The sequence below is a fragment of the Erysipelatoclostridium sp. An15 genome (assembly GCF_002160675.1).
Taxonomy (GTDB): Bacteria; Bacillota_I; Bacilli_A; order Erysipelotrichales; family Coprobacillaceae; genus Thomasclavelia; species Thomasclavelia merdavium.
In genome coordinates this window covers 38,392-64,759 of sequence record NZ_NFLA01000002.1, presented here as the reverse complement: position 1 = coordinate 64,759, position 26,368 = coordinate 38,392, and the positions used below count along the sequence as shown (strand labels likewise).

Below are 26,368 nucleotides of genomic sequence, written 5' to 3'. Positions count from 1 at the left end.
AGTTTTTTTGATGATGTTAAAGTTAGTTTTGTATAACTTTGTTAGATTACTATAACAAAAAGGAGAGAAAGATGAGATATTTATATTTTGGATTAGGAATAGTATTTATGGCATTAGGGATGATTGGAGTAGCTTTACCAATCTTACCAACAACACCTTTTTTATTAGTAGCTTTGTTCTTTTTTACCAAAAGTTCGAAACGAGCTAAGGAGTGGTTTGAAGGAACTAAATTATATCAAAATCATTTAAATGATTTTGTTACAAGTAGAAAAATGACATTGAAAACAAAGGTTATGTTATTAAGCTTTGCAAGTACAATGCTATTAATAGCTTTTTTAATGATGAGTAATATTTATGGAAGGATAACAATTGTTTTATTAGTGATATTTAAATATTATTATTTTATTTTTCGCATTGAAACAATTAAAGAGTTAAGAAATGATTAATAAAAAATTAGTTAGTTATTTAAAAGAAGATAAAAAATATGTATATTTACAGGTTTTAATGCAATGGTTAGCATTGCTATCTCAAATAATTATTGTTGCTATTATGGCAAATATGATTAATGAGCTATTTATTGACCAAAAAATAAATAATCTTGCAATCCAAGTAATTATAATTATTATATTGATTTTTGTTAAAGGATATTTTGGTAGACAGGCTACAATGTATTCTTTTAAAGCCGCTAAAAATATTAAAGGAAAATTACGAGTTGCTGTATATAAAAAGATCTTAGCACTTAATAATCATTATAGTGAAGTATTAAGTATGGCCTCATTAACACAATTGATGAGTGAGGGTGTTGAACAGTTAGAAACATATTTTGGTAAATATCTACCACAGTTTTTTTATAGTATGTTAGCACCGATAACTTTATTTATAGTATTGTGTCAGGTTGATTTTAAAGCAGCCTTGGTTTTATTTATTTGTGTTCCTTTGATCCCGTTATCAATTGTTTTAGTTCAAAAGTTTGCTAAAAGACTATTAAGCAAATATTGGGGTTTATATGGAAACTTAGCAGAAAGATTTTTAGATAATGTTAGTGGTTTAACAACACTTAAAGGTTATTGTGGCGATGCTAGCAAGCATCAGGAAATGAATGAAGAAGCTCAGCGTTTTCGTAGTATTACGATGAAGGTATTAGTAATGCAATTAAATTCGATTAGTATTATGGATTTAGTAGCTTATGGTGGAGCTGCTTTAGGAATAATTTTTTCATTGCTTAGTTATTATGATAACAAAATTGATTTAGGACAAACGTTTATGATGATCATGTTATCAGCTGAATTTTTTATTCCGCTTAGACTATTAGGTTCATTTTTCCATATTGCTATGAATGGAAATGCGGCTAGTGAAAAAATCTTTAAATTATTAGATACACCAGTTAGTGATAATAAAACATTGGCACTTGGAAAAATTAATGAGATTGAACTTTCTAATTTAACTTTTGCATACAAGCAAGATAATGTACTTGAAAATATCAATTTAAAAATAAATGAACCAGGAATTTATGGAGTAGTGGGAAGTTCAGGTAGTGGTAAAAGTACGATTGCAAAACTATTACTAGGATATTTTGATCATTACCAAGGTAGTTTAACTTATAATGGTCTACAAGTAAAAGAAATTAATCATCATGATTTGATGAAGCAGATAACATTGGTTGAACACAATCCATATATTTTTGCGGGAACAGTGCGTTCTAATTTATTAGATGGTAACTGTTATGCCAGTGATGAACAATTGATGGCAGTATTAGAGAAAGTAAATCTTTTAAATTATTTCAAAGAGCTAGATGGATTAGATAGTGAAATTGAAGAAAGAGGAAATAATTTATCTGGTGGTCAAAAGCAGCGTTTAAGTATTGCTCGGGCCCTATTGCATGATAGTGGTGTTTATATATTTGATGAAGCAACTTCAAATATTGATATTGAAAGTGAAGAAATTATTATGCAGGTTATTGAAGCAATGAAAAAAGATAAAATAGTTATTTTAATCAGTCATCGTCTTGCCAATGTTGTTAATTGTAAATGTAATTATGTTTTTAGTCACGGTAAATTAATTGGAAATGGTAGTCATGACCAATTGATGCAAGAAAATCAGGAATATCATCAGTTAGTTAAGACCCAACAGGAAATTGAAAATTATGGAGGTAAAACAAGTGAAAAGGCGTAGTAATTTAAAAGTTGTAATTAGCTTGATTGCCTTAGTAAAATCAATGCTATTAATAATGTTATTAGCAATATTTTTAGGAGTGTTGGGATACTTAGCAGCAATCTTTTTAACTGTTATTGCTGGTCAGATAATTATTAAAATAATTAATCATCAGGCGTTTACTAGTTTATTTTACCTGCTGGTTATTTGTGGTATTTCAAGAGGTTTTCTACGTTATGGTGAACAATGGTGTAATCATTTTATTGCTTTTAAATTACTAGCAATGATTAGAGATATTGTTTTTGCTAAACTAAGAAAATTAGCGCCAGCTAAGTTAGATGGTAAAGATCATGGTAATTTAGTAGCGATGATTACTAGTGATGTTGAGTTATTAGAGGTATTTTACGCTCATACAATATCGCCAGTTATGATTGCTTTGATTGTTTCTTTAATAATGATCTTTTATCTTGGTAGTTTTCATATTTTATTAGCTTTATTGGGTTTAGTTGCCTATGTAGTTATTGGAATTGTTATACCAATAATTGTTGGAAAGGCTTCTGGAGATAAAGGATTAGAGTATCGTAATGATTATGGGAAATATACTAGTTATGTTTTAGAATCAATTCATGGTTTACGAATTGTTGATCAATTCTCTCGTGGTAAAAAACGTTTAGAAGACATTGATCGTAAAAGTGAGATGCTTAATTATCAAAATGAGGATTTGAAAAAATTAGAAGGTAATTTTAAAATGCTTAGTGATATTTGTGTAAGTATCTTCTCTTTACTGATGTTAATATTAGCTTATTATTTATATAGTCAAAATATGATTACTTTTGATGCTGTTATTTTAAGCACGATTGCTTTAATGTCGTCTTTTGGACCGGTTTTAGCACTATCTTCATTAGCGCATAATTTAGTTATTACTTTTGCAAGTGGTAATCGTGTTTTAGATTTATTAGAAGAAAAACCACAAGTTGAAGAAGTAGTAGACGGTTATAAAGGGGGCTTAGGTGATATTGAAATTAAAAATTTATCGTTTAGTTATCAAGATGAAAAAATCTTAGATAATATTAATTTAACTATTAAGCCTGGCGAAATCATTGGGATTGAAGGAAAAAGCGGTAGTGGTAAAACGACATTATTAAAACTTATAATGCGTTTTTATGATCCAAGTGCGGGTGAAATTCTGATTGATCATCACAATATTAAAGAGTGGAATAGTGAAGCATTAACTAAGTTAATGAGCTATGTAACTCAAGATACTTATATTTTTAATGATAGTATTAAAAATAACATTAAATTAGGAAAAGAGGCTAGTGATCAGGAAGTAATTGAAGCATGTAAAAAAGCCAACTTACATGAATTTATTATAACTTTAAAAGATGGTTATGATACGATGATTGGTAGTCTTTATCAATCACTTTCTGGAGGACAGTTACAAAGATTAGCCTTAGCTAGAGCGTTTTTACATGATACACCATTAATTTTGTTAGATGAACCAACAAGTAATTTAGATAGTTTAAATGAAGCTTTGGTTTTAAAAGCTTTAAGTAATAACAGTGCTGGAAAGACGATTATAATGGTTAGTCATCGACCATCATCATTAAAAATTTGTAATCGTATTATTAAAATAGAAAGTGGAAGACAAAGTTAAATGACAATAGAACAAGAAAAAAAGTTAATTACAATAATGATTGAAATATATGAAAAAGGACATGGTGAAGATCTTTCAACACTAAAAGAATATGCTTATAAGCGAATTGATCATTGCCCTCGTAAAGAAGAAAAAACATTTTGTTCAAGTTGTCCTATTCATTGTTATGCTCCTGTTTATCGTCAACAAATTAAAATGGTCATGAAATATGCGGGACCTAGAATGATCTATAAACATCCAGTTATTGCAATTAAGCATATGATAAATACAATTAAAACTAAAATAAAGTAATCTAGTAGTTAAAAAGAGATTTCGAGAATTGTGCAATCTATCAGCAAATAAGAAATCTCTTTTTTATTAATTAGATGAAATTTGATAAAAAGATTGATTAACAGATATTTCTTTAATTATTTATAAGTTGTCTAATAAACAGTATAAACTAATTGTATTAGTTAAAATGTTGGTGTATGATAAAAAAGAATGGAGTGACTTGATGGAAGCGGTAGAAACACAACGGTTATTGATACGGGAATTACAATTAGATGATGCTAAAAGAATGAGTGAATATCGAAATAAAAAAGAAGTAGCTTTTTATCAATCATGGTGGCGTTATCCATATAAAAAAGCAGTGAAAAGAATAGAGTATTGTCTTGAACATCCTTTTAATGGTGATATTGGCAGTTATCAGTTAGCAATAATTTTAAAAGAAACTAATGAAATGATAGGAGATTTCTATTTAGATGTAATGGATTCTTCTTGTGTTACAATTGGATATACGTTTGATAGTTTATACTGGGATCATGGTTATGCGACTGAGACATTAAAGAAAATATTACAGATTTTGAAAGATGAATATCATTTTCAATTTGTTTTTGCCCATGTATACGATGATAATTATCGTTCAATTCGTTTGTTGAAGAGATTTGATTTTAAACAATATGACAGTTCTCGAATATTAGGGGATATTAGTTTTAAATTAGAATTATAATATTATAACATCAGTTAAAAACTGGTGTTTTTTTGTAAAATAATACATAAATGTGCTATAATAAAATAAATTTTAGGTAAAAGAGGCGGATTTATGGAAAAGAGATGTCAAAATTGCGGTCAACCAATTGACCCAAACGCTCGGTTTTGCAGATATTGTGGACATGAAAATGTAGTTGAAGAAAAAAAGGTTCAATATTGCTTTAGATGTGGAAAGCCATATACTGGCAATGTTGCATTTTGCTCTGGTTGTGGAGCAAGATTAAACAACTATCCAAATAACAATGGGGAGAATATTTTAAAAAAAGGGTTAGACAATTTTACTTCTACAATTAATAGCATGACAGGAGAGCAAGGAAAAGTAGAAATTAAATTGAAAGAGTTGTTTTCAGAGGTATTTAAAAAACACACTGTTGAAGAACGCGAAGAAATGTTTATCAGTGGTACTAAGTATACAACTCCAAGAGAATCACAAATGGTTTCTAGCTGGCCTAAACCATGGCTATATTCTCGAGTGTTTATTATGTTTTTAATTGTCTTTATTGCTTTGTTTGTAATGGTCAATAATTTTTATAATACTAATGCTATTCCAGGGGCGATTTTTATTGGTGCCTTAATGGTTCCATTTTCAGCATTAATATTTTTCTGGGAAGTGAATGTCCCTAGAAATATTAGTATTTTTGACGTTATTACGATGTTTTTTGTTGGTGGTGCTTTATCACTTATCTGTACATTGATTTTATATGAAATAATTAGAGTTGAACAATTAGATTACTTAGGTGCAATTTTAGTTGGAATTGTTGAAGAAGTAGGAAAAATTGCAGTAGTAGTTTTTTATGTATCACGTAAAAATACTAAATATATTTTAAATGGTATGCTTATTGGTGCCTGTGTTGGGGCTGGCTTTGCGGTATTTGAAACTGCTGGTTATGCATTTAATGCTTTTGTTGGTAGTGGTGGCCAAGCAAGTGTAATGTTGGATATTTTATGGTTACGTTCAATTTTATCATTTGGATGCCATATTACTTGGACAGCGATTGCTGGCGTTGGTTTGATCGTAGCTAAAAAAGAAGAGCAATTAAATAGCAACCATATTTTAAATGGTCAGTTCTTAAAATTCTTATTGTTGGCGATTGTTTTACATGCAATTTGGGATATGCCAATAACATTTGGAAGTGAAATTTATTTAGTTCAATGGGTATTGACATTTATTGCAATTGTAACAGTTCTAGTTTTATTAAACGCTGGATTACGGCAAGTTTCTCAATATGCAAAACTAGCTAGAGAAAAAGAGTTACAAGAAATAAAAAATCAATAAAAATAAAGAAAAAGAATTATTTATCAGCTTTTTTGTTAGCGATAAATAATTCTTTATTTATTTTATTATCATTAAGTAAAAATGAGGCCCAAGGACCTGAGTAATTATCAATTTCACTTTCCCATAATTTTAATGTATTTATATATTGTTCGATTTTATTACTAGCAGCAGCTTCAAAATTATCAATTCCTAATTCTAAAACTAATGCGGTTAAATCATAAAATACAAAACCAATAGCATGGGTTTCAACATGAACACTAGAACAAGCTTGCCCGATTGCATGACATAAAGCAATATCGATAGGATCATCGATTTCTTTAGCAACCTTATGACAGTCTAAAATTGCTTTTTTAGCAATAGGCATTTTTATTTTACCCATTGCCCATCTAGTTGATTGAACAATAGCATTATTAAATCTTTCTTCATCAGGGTAACGCTTGTTTAAAATATCGGCGGTTTGATTAGCCCACTGTAATATCCACATAACAATTGTTCGATGTTCTTGTTTACAAATTAAAGCTATCAGTTCTTGTAGGCAAAGACTTTCACGTGAAAATAGAATTTTATTTTTTCGTCGATATTTTGCTTTTGCATCATCAAAATTCAATTTTTTAACCACCTTTACTTATAATAGATATAGTATAACATCTTATCATTCTTTTTCATAACAACAATATAAATATATTTTATTGATAATTAAAAAAATGACAAATTATTTAACAACCACTCTTTATAATCTTGTTTATGAGGTGAATGAAATGGATTTGACAGTATCGAAGGCAAAAGAAAAAATAAAGAGTAATAAATTGACGTATCTATCAATCTTTGGACTGACCCTCCTTCTAGGTTTAGTAAAAATATACGATACATCACTTTGTTTTGTCCTGCCCATGCTAGTAATATCTTTTGCGTGTGGATATCCTAGTATAATTGCATATATGATAGCAATAGCCCTAATATCATATTTGACAAACGATAATTACATGTTATTGATAGTCTCCCTTACTAGTGTCGTTTTAATGCAAGTGATGATGTATCTAAAATTTATCAAAAGTAAATATTTAGCCCTGATAATTGCTTTGGTAAGTTTAATTTTTCTATATATATATCAGTATAGTTATATTGAAATGTTAGTTATATTATCCTTTACTATCTTACATAGCTTGCTTTACCTAGAAGTAATCCCTCTCTTTGTCCATAATACGATAGAGGTTTATACAAACAAAAGAATGATGATTTTATCAGTAATGATAATGTTAGCTATTACTTCTTTAATTGAAGTTAATCAAGTTTATACAATGATATTATTAAGATTTTATTTATTACTTAGTGTTTATTATCTAGGTATAAATAATACAATGCCCACAATTTTATATATATCAATTGTCTTGATGTTTATGAATTCTTTATTAAAAGATGAGATATTATCATTAATCCTTCCCTTTAGTATATTCTTTATGTATAAACCGGAAAATAAGTTAATATGTTCAACAGAGTATTTGTTAAGTCATTTAATATTGCCGTTTTTTATTACCTATGATTATTTTTATCATAGCTTTGTTATTGTTGTCAGTGCAGCGTTGTTTCTATTTATTCCAAGTTTTAAGAAAAAGCCAAAAGTACTAAGCGAGGAGTATAAAAATGTAACTAGTCGCAATAAACTGATTCAAAAAGCCAATACATTCGCCTCTTTGTTTAAACAATTAACTGATATTTTTCAAGAAGCTAATCGTGATGTAAATATTGGTGAGTTTGTGGGATATGTCTATGAAGATGTTTGCAGCCGTTGTCCTAGCAGGGATTTATGTTTTTATCGTGATGGAAATGTAAGTAGATTAGGTAAGTTGATCAATAAGGGATTTAAAAGTAGTTATAGTGAAGATGATTTAAAATATATTGAACAAAATTGCATTAATCCTGATCGGTTTATAAGCGCTGTTAATGAATATAAAGAAAGTTATGATAAGATCAAAAGAATTAATCAGGAAAACTTTCATTTAAAAAAAGATTTATTTTATGAATTTTCATTGTTAAGTGATGTTTTTAATAATTTTAGTAGTTCATTAGAACAAACACCATTAAGTGATGATAGTTTAAAAGAACATTTATTAGGCTATCAATTTAATATTACATATTTATATCGTCATCAAATATCGATGCATTGTTATACTTTAGAAATTGGGTTGATGGATATTAGTAAAGAAGAAGTTGTTGAAGAATTGATTCCAATTATTGAAGGATATTTAAATGAAAAACTAGAGGTGGTATCGATTAAAGATACTATGCATTATCTAGGTTACACATCTTTAATTTTAAAACATCAGCAAAATTATTCTTTACAATATGGGATCCAGCAATATTCTTTAGAACCAATGTATTGTGGCGATTCTTTTAGTGTATTTCATCAAAATAATATGCATTATTTAGCTTTAAGTGATGGTATGGGTCAAGGTAAAGTAGCTGCTAGTGAAAGTAAGTTAACGTTGGAAGTTTTATCAAAGCTGATATTAAATGGCATTGGTTTGAAAGATACTATTGATTCGGTTAATTCGTTATTAAAAATAAAAAATCGTAATGATGTTTTTACAACATTAGATTTATGTAATATTAATCTTGCAAATGCTAGAATGAAAATGATTAAATATGGTGCTAATCCAAGTTATCATATTAGAGGTAGCGTGGTAGAAAAAATTACATCTCATACTTTACCGGTGGGAGTAGTATCTAAATTAAAAATGGTTAGTTATGAAATGCCGTTATTTAATAATGATCTGATTATTATGTCTAGTGATGGTGCTGGGAGTAATTTTGAAAAAATTATATCTGATAATATAGCATTATTAGAAAATAAGCATCCTCAAGAAATAGCTACTTACTTAATGGATCAGGTTTTAAATGAAAATAATTTAGATGATATTAGTATAATTGTAATTAAAGTTATTGAAAATGAGGTAGAGTGAAGTGATATTTATTATTGCTTTGAATAATGGTAATAAAGTTTGGACTTGATAGTTCAGACTTTTTTATATATAGGAAATAAAGTCGAAAAAATTATCTGTTATTAAAATGATAATTTGATATAATGGTAAAGATAATTGAGGTGAAATAATGGATAATTTTAAACGCTTATTATCTAAAGAAAAAAAATATATAGTTGGGGTATCTGGTGGTTGTGATTCAATGGCGTTACTGGATATGTTACGAGTTGCTAAGTATCGTTTAGTAGTCTGTCATGTTAATTATCATTTACGTCATGATAGTGATTTAGATCAAAAAAATGTTTGTGAATATTGTAAAAAAAACCAAATTCCTTTATTTGTTAAAGAAATAGATCCAGCTAATTATGGAAAAGAAAATTTTCAAGAACAAGCCAGGATTTTAAGATATCGTTTTTACCATGAAATAGCTAGTAAGTATCAAACTAATGAAGTTATTTTAGCGCATCATCTTGATGATGTAATTGAAACAATCGTGATGCAAGTACGCCGTAATAATACTCGTGGTTATTTAGGAATCAAAGAAATTAGTAATGTCTTTAATTTAAAGGTTATTAGACCATGTTTAAATGTAAAAAAGGAATTTTTACGTAATTATTGTCATGAACATAATGTTGCATACCGTGATGATTATACTAATTTTGAAACAGAATTTACCCGTGATTATGTTAGAAATGTTGTTTTAAAAGATTATGATGATAAAAAGGTGGATAAACTATTAAAATGGGCCGATAAGCATAATCAGGATTATTTAAACCAATATCAAGATATTCAAAAATATCTAATGATTTATCATCAACAAGAGAAAATTGATTATACGACTATTCCTGATGAGTTATTAGAAAAATTTATTTATGAAGTTGTAAAAGAAAAAGTATATCCGCCATTAATTAGTGAAACCTTAATTAAGGAAATAATTAAACAGATTAAAAGTTCTAAGCCAAATATTGATATGTCATTACCCGTTAATATTAGGTTCATAAAAGAGTATAATAATATACGTGTTGCCAACATAGATAGCGAACAAGGTTATCGTTTTCAATATGATCATTTGCAATTTGATTATCAACAGTATTTTTATTTAAGTGGAGAAGGTCATTTAAATGAAGGTATTTATGTAGATGATCATGAATTTCCGATTGTAATTAGAACAGTACTTCCTGGTGATGTTATTGTTACTGCAGGAGGAACCAAAAAAGTAGCTCGGTTATTTATTGATAACAAAATACCTAAACAGCAAAGAAAAATTTGGCCAGTTGTAGAAAATAACCAAGGTGAGATTATTTTGGTTCCTCATCTTGCAAAAAATATTAGGTATTTATATTTAAAACCTAATTTATATGTGGTAAAATTATGAACATGACTAGGAGTGGAAAAGATGCATAAGGATATAAAAGAAATATTAATAAGTGGCGAAGAAATTAGTGCTAAATGCCAGGAACTGGCAAAACAAATTAATGAAGATTACCAAGGTAAAGAAGTTATCCTGGTAGGATTATTAAAGGGGTCAATTCCTTTTTTAGCTGAACTATCAAAATATTTAGATTGTGATGTTCGTTTTGATTATATGTCTGTTAGCAGCTATGATGGTGTTGAGTCAAAAACATTGGTAGTTAAACAAGATTTAAAAGAAGATGTTAGAGGTAAAAATATCTTGATTGTAGAAGATATTTTAGATACAGGTAAAACATTATTCAACGTTAAAGAAATGCTCTTGAAGCGTGAGGCCAATAGTGTTAAGATTGTTACCATGTTAGATAAAGAAGAGGGACGTGTTTTTAACATGAAGGCTGATTATGCAGGGTTTAAGATCCCTAACGCATTTGTAGTTGGATATGGTTTAGATTTTAATGAAAAATATCGTCAATTACCATATGTTGGAATATTAAAAGAGGAATGCTATAAGTAAGGAGAGTATATGAGTAAAAAGAATGGATTAATAAAATCGATTCTTCCGTGGATTGTAGTGTTATGTTTGATTGGCGGTTTTGTTACTTTTATGAATCAAGGTAACAATCAAGAAATTAAATATAATGAATTCGTGGAAGTTATTCAAAATGAGGACGTTAAAGAAGTCGAAATTGTACCATCATCTTTAGTTGTAGATGTTTCTGGTTCTTATGAAACTAAAAAAGATGGTAAAAAAGAAACTGTTGAATTTACAACAACGATTCCAAATACTGAAACTGAAATCCAATCATTAACTTCATTATTGAGTGAAAAGGATATTGAAACTACAGTTGTTGATGCTAATGATCAAGGAATGTTTTTACGAGTAATTTTAAGTATCTTACCTTATGTTTTATTACTTGGAGGTATGTATTTAATCTTCAAGATGATGGGACAAGGTGGTGGAAATGCTAAAGCATTTGACTTTGGAAATTCTCGTGCTAAGTTAGAAAAAAATTCTAAAACTCGTTTCAGTGATGTAGCTGGAGCTGATGAGGAAAAAGAAGAATTACAAGAATTGGTTGAATTCTTGAAAAATCCGAAAAAATTTGCTCAAATGGGAGCAAGAATTCCTAAGGGTGTTTTATTAGTAGGTCCACCAGGAACAGGTAAAACATTATTAGCAAGAGCTGTATCTGGTGAAGCTAGTGTACCATTCTATTCAATTTCTGGTTCTGAATTCGTAGAAATGTTTGTCGGTGTTGGGGCTGGACGTGTTCGTGACATGTTTAAAAAAGCTAAACAAACGGCACCATGTATTATCTTTATCGATGAAATTGATGCCGTTGGACGTCAAAGAGGAACTGGAATGGGTGGAGGACATGACGAAAGAGAACAAACCCTTAACCAGTTATTAGTTGAAATGGATGGATTTAGCGGAAATGAAGGAATTATCATTTTAGCGGCAACTAACCGTGCTGATGTTTTAGATCCAGCTCTGTTACGTCCAGGTCGTTTTGACCGTCAAATTCAAGTTGCAAATCCTGATAAAAATGCTCGTGCTGAAATTTTAAAAGTTCATGCTCGTAACAAAAAATTTGCACCTGATGTTGATTTTAAAAATATTGCTCAAAGAACACCAGGGTTCTCTGGAGCTGAATTAGAAAATGTTTTAAATGAAGCAGCTTTATTAGCAGTACGTGAAAATCATAAAGTCATTTCAATGGCGGATATTGATGAGGCGGTTGACCGTGTTATGGGTGGACCAGCTAAAAAATCACGTAAGTATACAGAAAAAGAACGTCGTTTGGTAGCTTACCATGAAGCAGGTCATGCGGTAATTGGCTTAACATTAGAAGATGCTAATAAAGTACAAAAAGTAACTATTATTCCTCGTGGTCAAGCGGGTGGATATAACTTGATGACACCTAAAGAAGAAACTTATTTCCAAACTAAAACACAATTAGAAGCTAATATTGCTGGTTTTATGGGTGGACGTGTGGCTGAAGAAATTTTCTTTGGTGATGTAAGTTCAGGTGCTCATAACGATATTGAACAAGCAACAAGAATTGCTAGATTAATGGTTACTGAATTAGGTATGTCAGAATTAGGACCTATTAAATATGATTCTGGTCAAGGAAATGTATTCTTAGGTCGTGATTATACACAACATAACAATTCACATTCTGGACAAATTGCTTATGAAATTGATGTTCAAGTTCGTAAGATTATTGATGAATGTTATGATAAAGCTAAAGAAATCATTTTAGCCAATAAAGATAAATTATCTATTATTGCTGAAGCTTTATTAGAACACGAAACTTTAGCTGGTGAACAAATTGAAGCATTGTTCAATACAGGAAAAATGTTAGATCGTCATAATGGTAGTGATGATATTGAAGTGGATGATAATGTTACACCATCTTCACCAAATCAAACTTCATTTGATGACGTAGATGATTTATTAGATGATATGAAATAAAAGCGCTAGTCGCTTTTTTTCATATTAAAAAGAGGTAATAATTAATGAACAGACGTAAAAAAATATTTATATATTTTATTATTTTATGTATGTTAATACCGATGATTTTATCATCGGTTGCGATATTTTTATAAGGAGACAATATGAAAGATTATTTAGTTAGAGGAATTGTTAATAGCAAAAATTGTCGTGTGTTTGCTTGTCAAACAACAAATTTGCTTGAAGAAGCTAGAAAACATCATAATTTTTGGCCAACAGCTTCTGCTGCTATGGGAAGGATGATGTCAGCAACTTTAATGATGGCCAAAATGAATAAAAATGAAGAAAAAATGACAGTTGTTATCAACGGTGGTGGACCAATTGGAACAATGATGTGTGTCACTAAAGGTGATGGCAAAATTAAAGGATTTGTTGCTAATCCAGAAGTTCATTATACTTATAATGATACTGGAAAACTTGCAGTAGGAGTAGCAGTCGGAAATCAAGGAACGTTACAAGTTATTAGAGATATGGGATTAAAGGAACCTTTTACTGGCTCAGTCCCTTTACAAACTGGTGAAATTGGTGATGACTTTAGTTATTATTTTGCTGTAAGTGAACAAACTCTTTCTGTAGTATCAGTTGGTGTTTTAGTTAATGATACTAATGAAATTTTATCATCAGGTGGTTTTATTATTCAGTTATTACCAGAAGCAACTGAAGAAGATATAGCATATATTGAAGAAGCGGTGAAAAACTGTCCACCTGTTTCTAAATTAATTAATGAGGGAAAAACACCGGAAGAAATATTAAAATTATTGTTTAGTGATGTTGAAATAACAGAACATCAGGATTTATTCTTTAAATGTGATTGTTCTAAAGAAAAAATGGCATCAGCATTAATTACAGTTGGTAAAGATGAATTACAAGCAATGATTGATGAAGATCATGGGGCGCAGTTATGTTGTCAATTTTGTAATGCAAAATATGATTTTAGTGAAAATGAATTAAAAGAACTGTTAAATAAGATTTAAAAGAAGGCAAGTGCCTTCTTTTTTGTATTATAAATCAAATAAATCTGTGATTATTTGCGTTAAAAAATCGTTAAATAATGGTAAAAGTATATTATTTAATGTAAAAAAATGTTATTATTAAAGTATAATATAACACATAAGAAATGAGGGAAAAGAATGAAAAAGTTATTTTTTGTATTTTTATTTGCTACTATGATTACTGGATGTGGTGGCAGTGAAAAAACTACTACTGTTTGTAAAGGGAATATCGATGAATTAACTACTAATACAACAACGATTGAATCTAGTGACGATCAAGTAGAAATTATGAGAGCAGAAGTTGTATATGATGTTACTGGTTATGTAACAGATACATTTCCTATTGAATATTGGGAATCACAGCTAAAATCTATTAACGTTGATTATGACTCATTAGATGGTGTAACTGCTAAATGGGATGTTGATGATACTATCATTACTTTAAACGTTGAAATTGATTATACTAAAGCAGATTTTGATCAATTAGCAGATGCTGGTGTAATTACTACAAGTGGTGGGGAAGATGAGATAACATATATTTCACTTGAACAAACAATTAAAGAACAAGAAAATGCAGGACTTACATGTAAAGAACAATAAAAAATATAATAATATAAAAGAGAAAGCACGGTCTTTCTCTTTTTGTAAAAGGAGTATTGATGATGAAATGTAAAAAGTGTGGTTTTGAGGTATCTGAAAATGACTTGTTTTGCGCTAATTGTGGCGCTAAAGTCGAAATTGAACCTAATAAAAAGCCTAATAATAAAATGAAATTAATAATTGCAGCTATTGTTGTTGTAATTTGTGCTGGTGGAATTGGCTTTTTTTTAATGAACAATAATAATGATGAAGATAAAGCTAATAATAAAGAAGTTGTATCTAATCAAGAAGAAGATAATGACAAAGATGATAGTAAATCAGATGACGAAGACGAAAGTTTAGTTATCTGCCAAGGGAATCTTGATGAAATAACTACTAATACGACAACTATTGAGGCAACTAATGATAAAGTAAATGTTATGAAAGCAGAAGTTGTTTATGATGTAACTAATTATGTAAGTGATCAATATTCAATTGATTATTGGCTATCTCAATTGAAATCAATTAATGTCGATTATAATTCATTGCAAGGAGCTAGTGCATCTTGGGATGTTAATGGGACTATAATTACAATGAATGTAGAAATTGATTATGATAAAGCAGATTTTGATGAACTACTTGCAGCGGGTGTTCTTACATCAACTGATGAAAGTAAAAAGATTGTTTATGTTTCATTAGATGAAACAATAAAACAACAGGAAAATAGTGGTCTTGTATGTAAAAAACAATAATAAAAAGAAAGGCGGGGGAAGCCTTTCTTTTTAATTGTTGAAAACCAACATATTTAGGAATATAACTAACTAACTAGATAACTTACATCTATTTTTGGGGAGGAAAATAGCGGGGAAAGTAAGTTACCTATTGATATTATGGTTAAAGATAAATATTTTATACATTTATATTTATTTTTCTTTCAAATATTGTTAAGATAACCGTTGAGGTGGAGAAATGTTTAAAATAGGAAATATAGAAATCGAAAATCCTGTCGTTATGGCACCAATGGCTGGAATTACAAATATGGCTTTTCGACGTATTATTAAAGAGTTTGGTGCAGGATTAGTTTATTCTGAAATGGTCAGTGATAAAGCATTATGTTATGGGAATACTAAAACAATTGAGATGTTACAAATTGATGAAAATGAACATCCTGTAAGTATTCAATTATTTGGTGGTGAGGTAGCAACAATGGTTCAAGCTGCTAAATTTATTGATGAACATTCTAATTGTGATATTATTGATATTAATATGGGTTGCCCAGTTAATAAAGTATTAAAGGCAGATGCTGGAAGTAAACTGTTATTATATCCAGATAAAATATATGAAATTGTAAAAGGAATCGTTGAAAATGTCTCTAAACCAGTTACTGTTAAAATAAGAAGTGGATTTGATCATGATCATATTAATGCGGTTGAAGTAGCAAAATTAATCGAAAAAGCTGGAGCTAGTGCGATTGCGATTCATGGTAGAACTCGTTCACAAATGTATGAAGGTAAAGCAGATTGGGATATTATTAGACAAGTAAAAGAAGCGGTGAATATTCCTGTAATTGGAAATGGTGATATTCGCAGTGTTGAAGATGCAAAAAGAATGTTTGCACAAACTAATGTTGATGCAATCATGGTAGGAAGAGCTGCTTTAGGGAACCCTTGGCTGATTAAACAAATAGTAGAATCGTTGAAAACTGGTGAAGTTTTACCAGAACCAACTTATCAAGAAAAGATTGCCCAGTGTTTGGCTCATGGGCGTCGTTTAATGGAAATTGAACCAGAAAAAATTGCGATGTTTCAAATGAGAGGACATGCTCCATGGTATATTAAAGGTCTTAAATCTTCAGCACGTGTAAAAAATGAATTATCAAAAATTGATACTTTTGAACAATTGGAACATATTTTAAAAGAATATAAAGAATATCTCGATACTTGCAACTAGTAGTTATTTTGGTATAATGGTGAGTAATAATCAAAGGGGGTTATTCATATGATTATTGATGGGAAAGAAATTTCAGCAAATATTAAAGAAAAATTAAAAGATGAAGTAGACAAGATCAAGGAAACATATTCACGGGTTCCTAAATTAGCAGTTATTTTAATAGGGGATAATCAAGCTAGTCAAACTTATGTAAGAAATAAAGAACGTGCTTGTAAATATATCGGAATTGATTCGTTAATGTATAAACATGATAGTTCTTTTAGTGAAGATGAATTGTTGTTGGAAATTGAAAAATTAAATTGTGATGATAGTGTAGATGGAATTTTAATCCAATTACCATTACCGGATCATATTGATGAACAACGAGTTATTGAAGCTATTGATCCTGATAAAGATGTTGATGGTTTTCATCCAATCAACATATCTAAATTATTTTTAGGAAAGCATAGTTTAGTTCCTTGTACGCCAAAAGGAATGATGGTTTTGTTAGAAGAAATTAATTATAATCTAGACGGTAAAGAAGTTGTTGTTGTTGGACGAAGTAATATTGTAGGCAAACCTGTGAGTTTACTTTGTTTACATCACAACGCTACGGTAACAATAGCTCATAGTAAAACTAAAAACTTAAAAGAAGTATGTAAACGAGCAGATGTGTTAATAGCAGCTGTGGGCAAAGCTAAATTTTTTAATCATGAATATGTTAAAGATGGCGCTGTTGTCTTAGATGTTGGTATTAATCGTGATGAAAATAATAGGTTATGTGGCGATGTTGATTTTGAAGATGTTAAAGATATTGTTCATGGTATAACACCGGTTCCTGGTGGAATTGGACCAATGACGATTACAATGTTAATGAAAAATACGATTGAAGCATTTTATTTAAGGAATGGTGGAAAAAATGGAATATAAATTAAATGATATAGTAGAAATGAAAAAGCCGCATCCTTGCAAAAAATCAATGCAATGGCAAATTATTAGAATGGGTGCTGATATTAAAATAAAATGTTTAGGTTGTGGAGCGGTAGTAATGTTATCACGTCGTGATTTTGAAAAAAAATTAAAGAAAGTAATTGGTCAATAATATGGATGAGGATGAAATTATTGATGATGAATTAGATAATATTATAGACGTTTATTGGCACGAAAGTGCCTTTTTGTTTATATTCAGTTAATATTTCGCGAATAGTATGAATTATGTTAAAGTGTGTTATCTTACACATATATTTTGTTTTCGTCATATTGCTATGTTACAATGGGTAGAAATAATACAGAGGACTGGTATAAATGTTAAAAAGATTATTAGAATTAGTTACTGTTGAAGAGACAGTAGGAGCAATATTGCTATTTTTAGCGGTATTGATTATTGCTTCGATAAGATGGGGAAATCTTACTTTTTCGGTTAAAACATTAAATCAAATGATTTTTCATGCTAAAGTCCCGATGGATGGTACTGATGATGGAATTTATGCAGATTGGTTTATTCATACTGTTCCTGGCAGCTTTGTAATAACTTTTGCTATTGGCTGGACGCTTTTTCATTTACCGATTGAAGGATTAAATTTATATCTTCATGAAAATCTAATTACGATTGGGATTTTTGCTGTTGTTTTAGCTTTATTTTATGCGATTTATAATTATCAAATTATTAGCTATGTGTTTGATATGGTCAAAAAGAGTGATTTATATGAGAAATACTATGTTGATCCTAGATATGTAAATATTACATTTCCTGATAAAAAAAGAAATTTAATTCATTTATATTTAGAATCAGTAGAAACATCATATATGTCTAAAGAATCTGGTGGTGCTCAAAAAGAATCTTATATGCCAGAATTAGAGGTTTTAGCAAATGATAACATAAATTTCTCACATCAAGATAAACTAGGTGGAAGTTATACATTAGAGGGTACTCAATGGACTATTGCATCAATAGTAGCACAAGAATCCGGAATACCATTATTATTGCCGATTACTGCTAAATCATATGATAACGATTCTAGTTTTTTAAGTGGTGTTTATACTATTGGAGAAGTACTAGAAAAGAATGGGTATGTTAATGAAGTAATAATGGGTTCTGATAGTAACTTTGCCTGTACATCGAATTTTTATAAGCAGCATGGTAATTATATTATATCTGATTATGATACTGCGATTAAAGAGAAACGAATTAGCAGTGATTATTTTGTTTTTTGGGGTTATGAAGATCAAAAGTTGTTTAAATTTGCTAAAGAAGATATAACTAAATTAGCAGCTGGTGATAAACCATTTAATTTTGTAATTGAAACTATTGATACTCATACACCAGATGGATATGTTTGTGATTGTTGTGAGCATAAATATGATAATCAATATGCTAATGTAATTGCTTGTCAATCTAAGCAGGTTAATGAATTTATTAATTGGTGTAAAAAACAAAGCTGGTATGAAAATACAACGATTGTAATTACTGGTGATCATAATAGTATGTCTGAAAAGTTTTTTAAACATTTAGATCATGACTATATTAGAACACCTTATAATTGTATTATTAATAGTCCGATTTCAAGTGAATATTGTGAAAATAGAAAATTTTCAGTTATTGATTTATATCCAACGATGTTAGCAGCGTTAGGGGCAAAAATTGATGGTGATCAATTAGGTTTAGGCGTGAATTTATTCTCTGGTAAAAAAACTTTAATTGAAAGATTTGGTTTTAAAAAGATCAATCAGGAAGTAAAGAAACGTTCGGAGTTATACCGCTGTTATTTAGCTGGTGAACAAAAAGATGTTATTAAAAAAAGAAAATGGCATGAACGCCAAAAGAATTATAAAAGGGATACTTAACGTATCCCTTAACGTGTTTTTTGTAATGCTTTTTTTAATTTGAAATCATCAACAAAGCGTATATTTGTTTCATATGATTTTTGTCCATAAATAAAACGTAATTTTGTTTCTTTAGGATAAGTAACTCTTTTGATACGACGGTAATCAAGTTTTACGCGTCCAATCATCATTTGACGTTGTCCAACAAAGATAATTTGTTGAAACAAATAACAGAAAATAATTGTTCCGACTGTTAAAATATTTAATGGTGCATAAAGATCATTGATATCATTAAGAATAGCTAACACCATTAAAGAAACGCAAGTTACAAATAAAATCAAATATAAGATCAATAACGCTATATAAAAGTATTTACCAGTATCACTTAGACACAAAGATAATGTATGATCATTTTTCTTGGCCCGATACAAAGTAACTGCGTATGAGATATTAGTATAAGTAAACCATAGTAGTGCCAAGAATACCAAAATAGGTAAAACAGCAAAAATATTATCCATTAATTATACTCCTTCTTTCAATAATATTATTATACTAGAAAATTAGTAATAAGCCTATATAAAATTTATTAAAAATAGCAAAAAAACACATAAAAATGGAAAAATGATAAAAAAATAACTCTATAATTACTATTTTTTATAAAAAACACTTCATTGGTGGTAGATATGGTAAAAAAACATTAATGTAATATTAGTAAATAATAACTTGTTTTTCTAATAAATATAGATACAATTATATATAGTATTAATTGAAAAGGGTGGTCGTATGCAAAATGTTGTTTCAAGCTTAAACTTAACGGTCGAATGTCAGGAAGCAGATTATAAGGGAAATTATCGTATTTCAGCTTTATTTTCTAAATTATCAGATTTAGCGACTCAAAATGCGATTAAAGTTGGAATTTGGAATCCTGAATTAGGAGATCATTATGGTTTTGTTCTGTCAAAAGAAACGATGGTTTTAAAAAGACCAATTAAAGTAGATGAGAAAATTGTATTGCATACTCGAGCAGCTGATCGAAAAAGAATACAATTCATTCGTAATTACTGGGTAAATGATGAAAACGGTGATGAAATTGCTGCTATGTATTCTTTGTGGACATTGATTGATTTAAAAAATCGGAGAATTATTAAGCCGGAAAAAGCGGGTATTGTGATGCCGGAATTAAAACCGTATCAATATACTATCGAAAGTTATCATGAAATAAAAAAAGACTTAGAACTTACATATGTAATGAAACGCCAGGTTTTATATAGCGATGTTGATGTCAATCAGCATATGAATAATAGTCGTTATATTGAATGGGCCTTAGATGCTATTGCAATAGAAGAGTTTGATAATAAGTATTTTAGTGAAGTGAGTGTTTTTTTTAAAAAAGAAATGGCACCGGGGACAGTTGCTAAAATATATCGTTATATTGATGATGAATATGTCAAGATTGTTTTTAAATCGGAAGATGAAGAAATTGATTATTTTGAATTTGGTGGTTATTTAGTTGCGGTCTAATAAAATTTTCATACGATGAAAATAGATTTTCAATATTTGAAAATATTTTTATTAATTATATGCTATTATATTTTTGTCCCAAATATCTATAATAGTATTCGTTTTCCCGTATAGAATACAGATATTTAAAAAGCCCCGTCCCAAGGGCTTTTTTCCTAACTTAAAATCAAATACCATAAAAAATCTAGTACATTGGTACTAGATTTTTTTGACTCATATATTCATATGTGATGTTTTAGTGATATAAATAATGTTATTAGTTATATCATAAATCTTTAAAATTACTATAAAAACTAATAAAAATTATGCTTTAGTTGTGATAAAATTATGATTATTGATATAAAATAAATTGACTGTTTTTAACTGATGGGCTAAGATTAAATTAAGGGGTAATCGTTATGGCAATAAAAAAGAAATTAAAAAAATTTTTGTGGTCAACTAAAAAACAACAAATAGTCACATCGGTATTTTTAGGTTTCATTACAATTGCGGTAATTGGTGGTTGTTTATATACTTTTAAGACTGATAAACCAGTGTATCAAAAACAGGAAGATAAAATTTATAATAATATTAAAAAAACACATGATGAAAGTGATTTAAAAGGACTGGTTACTGGGATTAGCGATCGTTATATTGTTCAAAATGCTACAGGTATTAATTATTTTTATAATATTCAATGTAATAGTGAAATTATTAAGTATATAAATGTTGATGATTCAAAGGTTGATTTAGCAACTCCAGGTAGTTATCAAATAAAATATACTATAGGAGCTAAAACTAAAAAACTGGCAGAATATTTAAAAGAAAGCAGCACTGCTAATGAAGATGAAGTTGAAGAAATTGTTGTTAATAAAAAAATAAATGTCATCACTTTAGAAGAAGCTATTACTTTAGCTGATGCTGGTAATTTTGTTTATAGTGATAATAATCAGTTAGTGAGTAAAAGTGATGGAACAGTAACAGATGTTAGTGAAGAAACAATCGAAAATGCAACAAGCCCAGAATCTTTAGAAGATGATGAAACTGAAAATGAGCGTTCTACTAATCAACGACCATCTAATTCTAATGATCAGCAATCTGATAATAATTCCAATACTCATCATCATAGCTGGCAAGAAATAACTGAAATACGTCACGTTGAAGCAACTGGACATTATGAAGAAGTCGAAGTGGCAATATGTAATGAATGCGGATATGAAAATGGTCATAGTGAAAATTGTAGTCAAAATGCTGGATATACAATTAATATTCGACCAATATGGGTTCAAGATAGTGAAGCTTATGATGAAGTTGTTGTTGTTGGTTATCGTTGTAGTGGTTGTGGGGCTGTTAGTGATATAACATATTAAAATAAGCTAGTCTTATAAGATGGTTAATTAACCATTTTACAAGATTAGTTTTTTTGTTGATAAAATAATTTTATTTTTACAACAAATAGTCAACTATTTGTATTATAATGACTTTGTATACAAATTATAAAAAGGAAGGTTAGTAAAGATGGATATTTATGATAAAGCAGTAGAATTACATCGTAGTAATAAAGGTAAGTTAGAAGTAGTTTCAAAAGTAAAAGTTAGTAGTATGGATGATATGGCTTTAGCTTATACACCAGGAGTAGCAAGACCTTGCACTCTTATTAAAGAAGATGAAGATAAGGCTTATGAATTAACAGGTAAAGGCAATAGTATTGCAGTTGTAACTGATGGAAGTGCAGTATTAGGACTTGGAAATATTGGACCTAAAGCAGCGATGCCAGTTATGGAAGGTAAAGCGGTATTATTTAAAGAATTTGCCAATATTGATGCATATCCAATTTGTTTAGATACTCAAGACACAGAAGAAATTATTAAAGCAGTAAAATATATTGCACCTGGTTTTGGGGGTATTAATTTAGAAGATATTAGTGCACCACGTTGTTTTGAAATTGAAGAACGTTTAAAAGCAGAATTAGATATTCCAGTATTCCATGATGACCAGCATGGTACAGCAATAGCAGTTAGTGCTGGATTGATTAATGCTTTAAAATTAGTTAAGAAAAACATGAGTGAAGTTAAAGTGGTTATTAATGGTGCTGGAAGTGCAGGAATTAGTATTTGTAAATTATTATTACAACTAGACGTTAAAAACATTACTATGGTAGATCGTTTAGGGATTGTATGTACTGGTGAAAGCTGGATGAATAGTGCCCAGAAAGAAATTGCTAAAGTAACTAATTTAGATAAAATGCATGGTACTTTAGTAGATGCTATTAAAGGTAGTGATGTATTTATTGGAGTATCAGCAGCTAATGTATTAACACCTGAAATGGTTAAAACAATGAACAATGATGCGATAATTTTTGCCATGGCTAACCCACAACCAGAAATTGAACCATCATTAGCGTTAGAAGCAGGGGCTCGAGTAGTAGCAACAGGACGTAGTGATTATCCAAATCAAATCAATAACGTTTTAGTTTTCCCAGGTATTTTTAGAGGGGCTTTGGATGGACGAGTTGATAATATTACTGAAGAAATGAAAATAGCTTGTGCTAAAGCGATTGCTAATATTATTCCTGAAGATCAGTTAAAAGAAGATTATATAATTCCTGATGCTTTTGATAAAAGAGTTGTACCAGCTGTAAGAAAAGCGGTAATAGAAGCTAAATAAGCACAAAGGAGGTGGACGGGATGATTTTAGATTATCCTAAAGTATATGAAAATAAACAATTAATAGGTCATGGTGGGAATCAAGACTGGTTTATTGATTCATGGGCTAGAAAAGCAGGTTGTGCCAGTGTTAGTGCTACAGATATTTTCATATATTATACTAAAAAGGAAACGGAATTTGATAAGCGAGAGTATCTTGATTATATGAATGAAATGTTTAAGGTAATGGAACCTGGTAAACGAGGTTTTCCTTATGTTTATCTTTATGCCCGTCGCCTTAGTAAATTATTAAATGATTGTAGTTATCAAATCATTCGTCGTCCTCGAGTGGTTGATGCAAACAAAATTGTTTGTGCCAGTATTGATGATGGTCATCCATTAGGATTATTGATTTTAACTCATCGGCGTCGAGCGATTCGTGATGATTTGTGGCATTGGGTCACTATTGTTGGATATGAAGAAACTAAAAAGGGTCTGGTGATTATCTTTTTAGATTGCGGGGAGTTAAAAAGAATTCCAGCCCGGATTATTTTTGAAAAAAGTCGGATGAATGTTGTTAAGATGGTTAGATTTTTTTATTCAAAGTAAAAGATTGAGATTTTCTCAATCTTTTTGTCTAAATGAGGTGTTATGATGGATAGACATATTTATATATATTTACTTATTGTTAATGTGATTGCATTTATTTTATATGGAACTGATAAATATAAAGCCAAACATCATTATTGGCGAATATCTGAAAAAACACTTTTTGCTGTAACGATAGCTGGTGGTGGAGTAGGAGCACTTATTGCAATGTATGTTTTTAGACATAAAACTAAAACACCCCTTTTTAAATGGGGTGTTCCAATCGTTTTGTTAATACAAATATTAATATATTTATTATTAGTAAAACAAAGTTTTACAGTTATACTTGATAAACTGTTATTTTAACATCAATTGTGACATTTAATTTATCAAGAGTATCTAGAACGCTACGGCGTTCTTTTTTGATATGGTAATAATGTGGTGTCATTTTCAATAGATTTAAAGCATCTTCACGATTTGGGATTTCAATAGTTTTAACTAAATCAAAAGATTCAACGTTTTTAAAATCTAAACGAATATATTTATCACTTTTGACTTTGATTTCATCATAAATCAGTTCCTTGATTTCAATTAAATGATTAGGGTTAGCAGTTACATGGATAATATAACCACCAGGTTTTAAAGTTCTTTCTAGTTCCTTTTGATTAACTACAGTAAATAGAGCAGTAATAAAATCAAGTGAGTGATCTAAGATTGGGATATTTTTACTATTACCGACAATCCAATAGATATCTTTAGTATATTTTGTAGCCATATTAATAGCCTCTTTAGAAATATCTAAACCATAAATATTATCATTTTTAAAAGCATTCTTTAAACCATTAGTATAATAACCTTCACCACAACCTAAATCTAATATTTCTAATTGTTGATTGTTTTGATATTTATTAATAAGACTAATAACATTATTTAATATAATATCATAATATCCTTTAGTTAAATAAGCTTTTCTAGCTTGTAAGCTTTCTTTACTGTCGCCGGGATTATTAGAAGCTTTATCAGGGTTTAATAATAGATTGATATATTTAGATTTTGCGATATCGTAACAATGATTATTGATACACTTATATGAGTTTCCTTCTTGGATTAGTGCCTGATGGCATTTTGGACAAGCTAATTTGTGCATTTGTTTCACCTCGCAAAGTATTATAACATAATTCTAATCTGTGGTATAATGTTTTATCGAAGGAGATGGCTTATGAGTTGGTTTACATTAATGGAAATGGCTTTAGTTGCCATAATGACTGTTTATTTGACGTATCATACCCATTTAGTTTTTCGTCCTGTTAAGGAAGCTAAATTAATTACTTTTTTAATTATTGTAGTATTGATTTTTTTATGTCGGATTAGTATGAATGTATTTGGCTTTCTAGTAAATACGTGTTTTTGTTTTATTGTTTTTGATATTATTAATTTAATATTATTTAAAACTAAATTAAATCGTTATTTTAAATTGATTTATCGCCGTGGGATAATTGCTTTGGTTATTAGTATTATTTTAAGTGGTTATGGTATTTATAATGCTAAAAACATAGTTGTTACTACTTATGATGTTGAAATAAATAAAAATTTTGAAGATAAAAGATTGATGGTAGTTTCTGATGTTCATTTAGGTACGGCTATTGGTAAGGATGATTTGGATAAGATCAATGATGAAGCTAATGAAATTAATCCTGATGCAATTGTTTTGCTTGGGGATATTTATGATGAAGGAACAACACAAGAAGAATTTGATTATTCACTGGAAGTTTTTTCTAAATTAGCAGCAGATTTTTCGGTTTATTATGTTGAGGGGAATCATGAAATTGGTTTTCAAGGTGGTAGTCCGTTAAAAGAGTTTAATGTTGTTGATAATCTAGAAAAAATTGGCGTTCAGGTCTTACTTGATCAGGTTGTACAACTTGATGATATATATTTAATTGGCAGGCAAGATTATTCAGTGAAAAGTCGTGTAGCTCTTGAAAATTTAACGAGTAATTTAGATAAAGATAAGCCGTTAGTTTTATTAGATCATCAGCCTCATGAATACGATATTAGTAAGGAACAAGGGATTGATTTAGAATTATCAGGTCATACTCACGCCGGTCAAATTTTTCCACTAGAATATTTTTATAATTTAATTAATGTTAATGATTTAAATTATGGAATGGAAACTGATGGGAATTTTAATGCTATTGTAACATCTGGGATGGGAACCTGGGGCTATGCAATGCGTACTTCTAGGCATAGTGAAATTTTAGTTGTTAACTTGATTAGTAATTAAACTAAATATTTT

The 26,368-nt window shown here is 29.4% G+C and carries 26 protein-coding genes; 23 read left to right on the top strand and 3 right to left on the bottom strand.

Features of this window, described 5'->3' with window-relative positions; translation table 11 throughout:
- Positions 1-71 precede the first annotated feature (71 nt).
- From B5E92_RS01365 to B5E92_RS01340, 6 genes are all read left to right on the top strand, one after another.
- On the top strand, positions 72-446 hold the full coding sequence (locus B5E92_RS01365; RefSeq protein WP_087298627.1) for a YbaN family protein: 375 nt from the start codon (positions 72-74) through the stop codon (positions 444-446).
- Positions 439-2,172, top strand: coding sequence for an ABC transporter ATP-binding protein/permease (locus B5E92_RS01360; protein ID WP_087298626.1), 1,734 nt, complete (start codon positions 439-441; stop codon positions 2,170-2,172). The genes B5E92_RS01365 and B5E92_RS01360 overlap by 8 nt, the downstream gene beginning before the upstream one ends.
- Complete coding sequence (locus B5E92_RS01355) at positions 2,159-3,805, top strand: amino acid ABC transporter ATP-binding/permease protein (protein ID WP_087298625.1); 1,647 nt, start codon at positions 2,159-2,161, stop codon at positions 3,803-3,805. The genes B5E92_RS01360 and B5E92_RS01355 overlap by 14 nt, the downstream gene beginning before the upstream one ends.
- The gene (locus B5E92_RS01350) at positions 3,806-4,096 is read left to right on the top strand and encodes a nitrous oxide-stimulated promoter family protein (protein WP_087298624.1); all 291 of its coding nucleotides are present in this window, start codon (positions 3,806-3,808) and stop codon (positions 4,094-4,096) included. It abuts the gene before it with no gap.
- A gap of 202 nt (positions 4,097-4,298) precedes the next feature.
- The gene (locus B5E92_RS01345) at positions 4,299-4,793 is read left to right on the top strand and encodes a GNAT family N-acetyltransferase (protein ID WP_087298623.1); all 495 of its coding nucleotides are present in this window, start codon (positions 4,299-4,301) and stop codon (positions 4,791-4,793) included.
- 93 nt (positions 4,794-4,886) lie between these two features.
- A complete protein-coding gene (locus B5E92_RS01340) occupies positions 4,887-6,110 on the top strand; it encodes a PrsW family glutamic-type intramembrane protease (protein WP_087298622.1) in 1,224 nt (407 codons plus the stop codon).
- Between the two features lie 16 nt (positions 6,111-6,126).
- On the opposite strand, the gene B5E92_RS01335 is transcribed toward B5E92_RS01340, so the two are convergent.
- Positions 6,127-6,717, bottom strand: coding sequence for a putative immunity protein (locus B5E92_RS01335; RefSeq protein ID WP_087298621.1), 591 nt, complete (start codon positions 6,715-6,717; stop codon positions 6,127-6,129).
- Positions 6,718-7,339: 622 nt separating this feature from the next.
- Between B5E92_RS01335 and B5E92_RS01330 the strand changes: the two genes are divergently transcribed.
- The 11 genes from B5E92_RS01330 to B5E92_RS01285 all read left to right on the top strand — a co-directional run bounded on the left by B5E92_RS01330 (position 7,340) and on the right by B5E92_RS01285 (position 19,360).
- Entirely contained in the window at positions 7,340-9,070 is a 1,731-nt protein-coding gene (locus B5E92_RS01330) for a PP2C family protein-serine/threonine phosphatase (protein WP_239406368.1), read from the top strand.
- Between the two features lie 148 nt (positions 9,071-9,218).
- Positions 9,219-10,463 (top strand): tRNA lysidine(34) synthetase TilS, encoded by a 1,245-nt coding sequence (tilS, locus tag B5E92_RS01325; RefSeq protein ID WP_239406367.1) that lies wholly within the window; start codon positions 9,219-9,221, stop codon positions 10,461-10,463.
- A 21-nt stretch (positions 10,464-10,484) separates the two neighbouring features.
- On the top strand, positions 10,485-11,015 hold the full coding sequence (gene hpt / locus B5E92_RS15765; RefSeq protein WP_239404264.1) for a hypoxanthine phosphoribosyltransferase: 531 nt from the start codon (positions 10,485-10,487) through the stop codon (positions 11,013-11,015).
- 9 nt (positions 11,016-11,024) lie between these two features.
- Positions 11,025-12,977, top strand: a complete 1,953-nt coding sequence (gene ftsH / locus B5E92_RS01320) for an ATP-dependent zinc metalloprotease FtsH (RefSeq protein ID WP_087298619.1) — start codon at positions 11,025-11,027, stop codon at positions 12,975-12,977.
- 143 nt (positions 12,978-13,120) lie between these two features.
- On the top strand, positions 13,121-13,990 hold the full coding sequence (hslO, locus tag B5E92_RS01315) for an Hsp33 family molecular chaperone HslO (RefSeq protein WP_087298618.1): 870 nt from the start codon (positions 13,121-13,123) through the stop codon (positions 13,988-13,990).
- Positions 13,991-14,146: 156 nt separating this feature from the next.
- Positions 14,147-14,608: a DUF1307 domain-containing protein gene (locus B5E92_RS01310; RefSeq protein ID WP_087298617.1), complete on the top strand. Its 462-nt coding sequence runs from the start codon at positions 14,147-14,149 to the stop codon at positions 14,606-14,608.
- A gap of 62 nt (positions 14,609-14,670) precedes the next feature.
- Positions 14,671-15,339, top strand: coding sequence for a DUF1307 domain-containing protein (locus B5E92_RS01305; RefSeq protein ID WP_239404263.1), 669 nt, complete (start codon positions 14,671-14,673; stop codon positions 15,337-15,339).
- 217 nt (positions 15,340-15,556) lie between these two features.
- A complete protein-coding gene (gene dusB / locus B5E92_RS01300; protein WP_087298616.1) occupies positions 15,557-16,537 on the top strand; it encodes a tRNA dihydrouridine synthase DusB in 981 nt (326 codons plus the stop codon).
- Between the two features lie 48 nt (positions 16,538-16,585).
- Positions 16,586-17,446 carry a bifunctional methylenetetrahydrofolate dehydrogenase/methenyltetrahydrofolate cyclohydrolase FolD gene (gene folD / locus B5E92_RS01295; RefSeq protein WP_087298615.1) on the top strand — a complete coding sequence of 287 codons (861 nt, stop codon included), beginning with the start codon at positions 16,586-16,588 and terminating at the stop codon, positions 17,444-17,446.
- On the top strand, positions 17,424-17,618 hold the full coding sequence (locus B5E92_RS01290; RefSeq protein ID WP_204215235.1) for a DUF951 domain-containing protein: 195 nt from the start codon (positions 17,424-17,426) through the stop codon (positions 17,616-17,618). The genes folD and B5E92_RS01290 overlap by 23 nt, the downstream gene beginning before the upstream one ends.
- A 203-nt stretch (positions 17,619-17,821) precedes the next feature.
- Positions 17,822-19,360 (top strand): LTA synthase family protein, encoded by a 1,539-nt coding sequence (locus B5E92_RS01285; protein ID WP_087298613.1) that lies wholly within the window; start codon positions 17,822-17,824, stop codon positions 19,358-19,360.
- A gap of 8 nt (positions 19,361-19,368) precedes the next feature.
- Here B5E92_RS01285 and B5E92_RS01280 read toward each other — a convergent pair whose 3' ends face one another.
- On the bottom strand, positions 19,369-19,857 hold the full coding sequence (locus B5E92_RS01280; protein ID WP_087298612.1) for a hypothetical protein: 489 nt from the start codon (positions 19,855-19,857) through the stop codon (positions 19,369-19,371).
- A 265-nt stretch (positions 19,858-20,122) separates the two neighbouring features.
- On the opposite strand from B5E92_RS01280, the gene B5E92_RS01275 reads away from it, so the two are divergent.
- The 5 genes from B5E92_RS01275 (at position 20,123) to B5E92_RS01255 (ending at position 24,438) form a co-directional block, all read left to right on the top strand.
- Positions 20,123-20,860: an acyl-[acyl-carrier-protein] thioesterase gene (locus B5E92_RS01275; RefSeq protein WP_087298611.1), complete on the top strand. Its 738-nt coding sequence runs from the start codon at positions 20,123-20,125 to the stop codon at positions 20,858-20,860.
- Between the two features lie 398 nt (positions 20,861-21,258).
- A complete protein-coding gene (locus tag B5E92_RS01270; RefSeq protein ID WP_087298610.1) occupies positions 21,259-22,209 on the top strand; it encodes a hypothetical protein in 951 nt (316 codons plus the stop codon).
- Between the two features lie 148 nt (positions 22,210-22,357).
- The gene (locus B5E92_RS01265) at positions 22,358-23,506 is read left to right on the top strand and encodes an NADP-dependent malic enzyme (protein ID WP_087298609.1); all 1,149 of its coding nucleotides are present in this window, start codon (positions 22,358-22,360) and stop codon (positions 23,504-23,506) included.
- Between the two features lie 20 nt (positions 23,507-23,526).
- On the top strand, positions 23,527-24,093 hold the full coding sequence (locus B5E92_RS01260; protein ID WP_087298608.1) for a hypothetical protein: 567 nt from the start codon (positions 23,527-23,529) through the stop codon (positions 24,091-24,093).
- A gap of 45 nt (positions 24,094-24,138) precedes the next feature.
- Positions 24,139-24,438, top strand: a complete 300-nt coding sequence (locus tag B5E92_RS01255; protein ID WP_087298607.1) for a DUF1294 domain-containing protein — start codon at positions 24,139-24,141, stop codon at positions 24,436-24,438.
- Here the strand turns inward: B5E92_RS01255 and B5E92_RS01250 are convergent.
- Complete coding sequence (locus tag B5E92_RS01250; RefSeq protein WP_087298606.1) at positions 24,413-25,219, bottom strand: methyltransferase domain-containing protein; 807 nt, start codon at positions 25,217-25,219, stop codon at positions 24,413-24,415. The genes B5E92_RS01255 and B5E92_RS01250 overlap by 26 nt on opposite strands.
- Positions 25,220-25,291: 72 nt before the next feature.
- Here B5E92_RS01250 and B5E92_RS01245 point away from each other — a divergent pair, with 72 nt between their 5' ends.
- Positions 25,292-26,356 carry a metallophosphoesterase gene (locus B5E92_RS01245; protein ID WP_087298605.1) on the top strand — a complete coding sequence of 355 codons (1,065 nt, stop codon included), beginning with the start codon at positions 25,292-25,294 and terminating at the stop codon, positions 26,354-26,356.
- Positions 26,357-26,368 lie beyond the last annotated feature (12 nt).

Coding starts and splice junctions, on each gene's coding strand:
- B5E92_RS01365 (WP_087298627.1), top strand. CDS start 72: ATGAGATATTTATATTTTGGATTAGGAATAGTATTTATGGCATTAGGG.
- B5E92_RS01360 (WP_087298626.1), top strand. CDS start 439: ATGATTAATAAAAAATTAGTTAGTTATTTAAAAGAAGATAAAAAATAT.
- B5E92_RS01350 (WP_087298624.1), top strand. CDS start 3,806: ATGACAATAGAACAAGAAAAAAAGTTAATTACAATAATGATTGAAATA.
- B5E92_RS01345 (WP_087298623.1), top strand. CDS start 4,299: ATGGAAGCGGTAGAAACACAACGGTTATTGATACGGGAATTACAATTA.
- B5E92_RS01340 (WP_087298622.1), top strand. CDS start 4,887: ATGGAAAAGAGATGTCAAAATTGCGGTCAACCAATTGACCCAAACGCT.
- B5E92_RS01330 (WP_239406368.1), top strand. CDS start 7,340: ATGATGATTTTATCAGTAATGATAATGTTAGCTATTACTTCTTTAATT.
- tilS (WP_239406367.1), top strand. CDS start 9,219: ATGGATAATTTTAAACGCTTATTATCTAAAGAAAAAAAATATATAGTT.
- hpt (WP_239404264.1), top strand. CDS start 10,485: ATGCATAAGGATATAAAAGAAATATTAATAAGTGGCGAAGAAATTAGT.
- ftsH (WP_087298619.1), top strand. CDS start 11,025: ATGAGTAAAAAGAATGGATTAATAAAATCGATTCTTCCGTGGATTGTA.
- hslO (WP_087298618.1), top strand. CDS start 13,121: ATGAAAGATTATTTAGTTAGAGGAATTGTTAATAGCAAAAATTGTCGT.
- B5E92_RS01310 (WP_087298617.1), top strand. CDS start 14,147: ATGAAAAAGTTATTTTTTGTATTTTTATTTGCTACTATGATTACTGGA.
- B5E92_RS01305 (WP_239404263.1), top strand. CDS start 14,671: ATGAAATGTAAAAAGTGTGGTTTTGAGGTATCTGAAAATGACTTGTTT.
- dusB (WP_087298616.1), top strand. CDS start 15,557: ATGTTTAAAATAGGAAATATAGAAATCGAAAATCCTGTCGTTATGGCA.
- folD (WP_087298615.1), top strand. CDS start 16,586: ATGATTATTGATGGGAAAGAAATTTCAGCAAATATTAAAGAAAAATTA.
- B5E92_RS01290 (WP_204215235.1), top strand. CDS start 17,424: ATGGTGGAAAAAATGGAATATAAATTAAATGATATAGTAGAAATGAAA.
- B5E92_RS01285 (WP_087298613.1), top strand. CDS start 17,822: ATGTTAAAAAGATTATTAGAATTAGTTACTGTTGAAGAGACAGTAGGA.
- B5E92_RS01280 (WP_087298612.1), bottom strand. CDS start 19,857: ATGGATAATATTTTTGCTGTTTTACCTATTTTGGTATTCTTGGCACTA.
- B5E92_RS01275 (WP_087298611.1), top strand. CDS start 20,123: ATGCAAAATGTTGTTTCAAGCTTAAACTTAACGGTCGAATGTCAGGAA.
- B5E92_RS01270 (WP_087298610.1), top strand. CDS start 21,259: ATGGCAATAAAAAAGAAATTAAAAAAATTTTTGTGGTCAACTAAAAAA.
- B5E92_RS01265 (WP_087298609.1), top strand. CDS start 22,358: ATGGATATTTATGATAAAGCAGTAGAATTACATCGTAGTAATAAAGGT.
- B5E92_RS01260 (WP_087298608.1), top strand. CDS start 23,527: ATGATTTTAGATTATCCTAAAGTATATGAAAATAAACAATTAATAGGT.
- B5E92_RS01255 (WP_087298607.1), top strand. CDS start 24,139: ATGGATAGACATATTTATATATATTTACTTATTGTTAATGTGATTGCA.
- B5E92_RS01250 (WP_087298606.1), bottom strand. CDS start 25,219: ATGCACAAATTAGCTTGTCCAAAATGCCATCAGGCACTAATCCAAGAA.
- B5E92_RS01245 (WP_087298605.1), top strand. CDS start 25,292: ATGAGTTGGTTTACATTAATGGAAATGGCTTTAGTTGCCATAATGACT.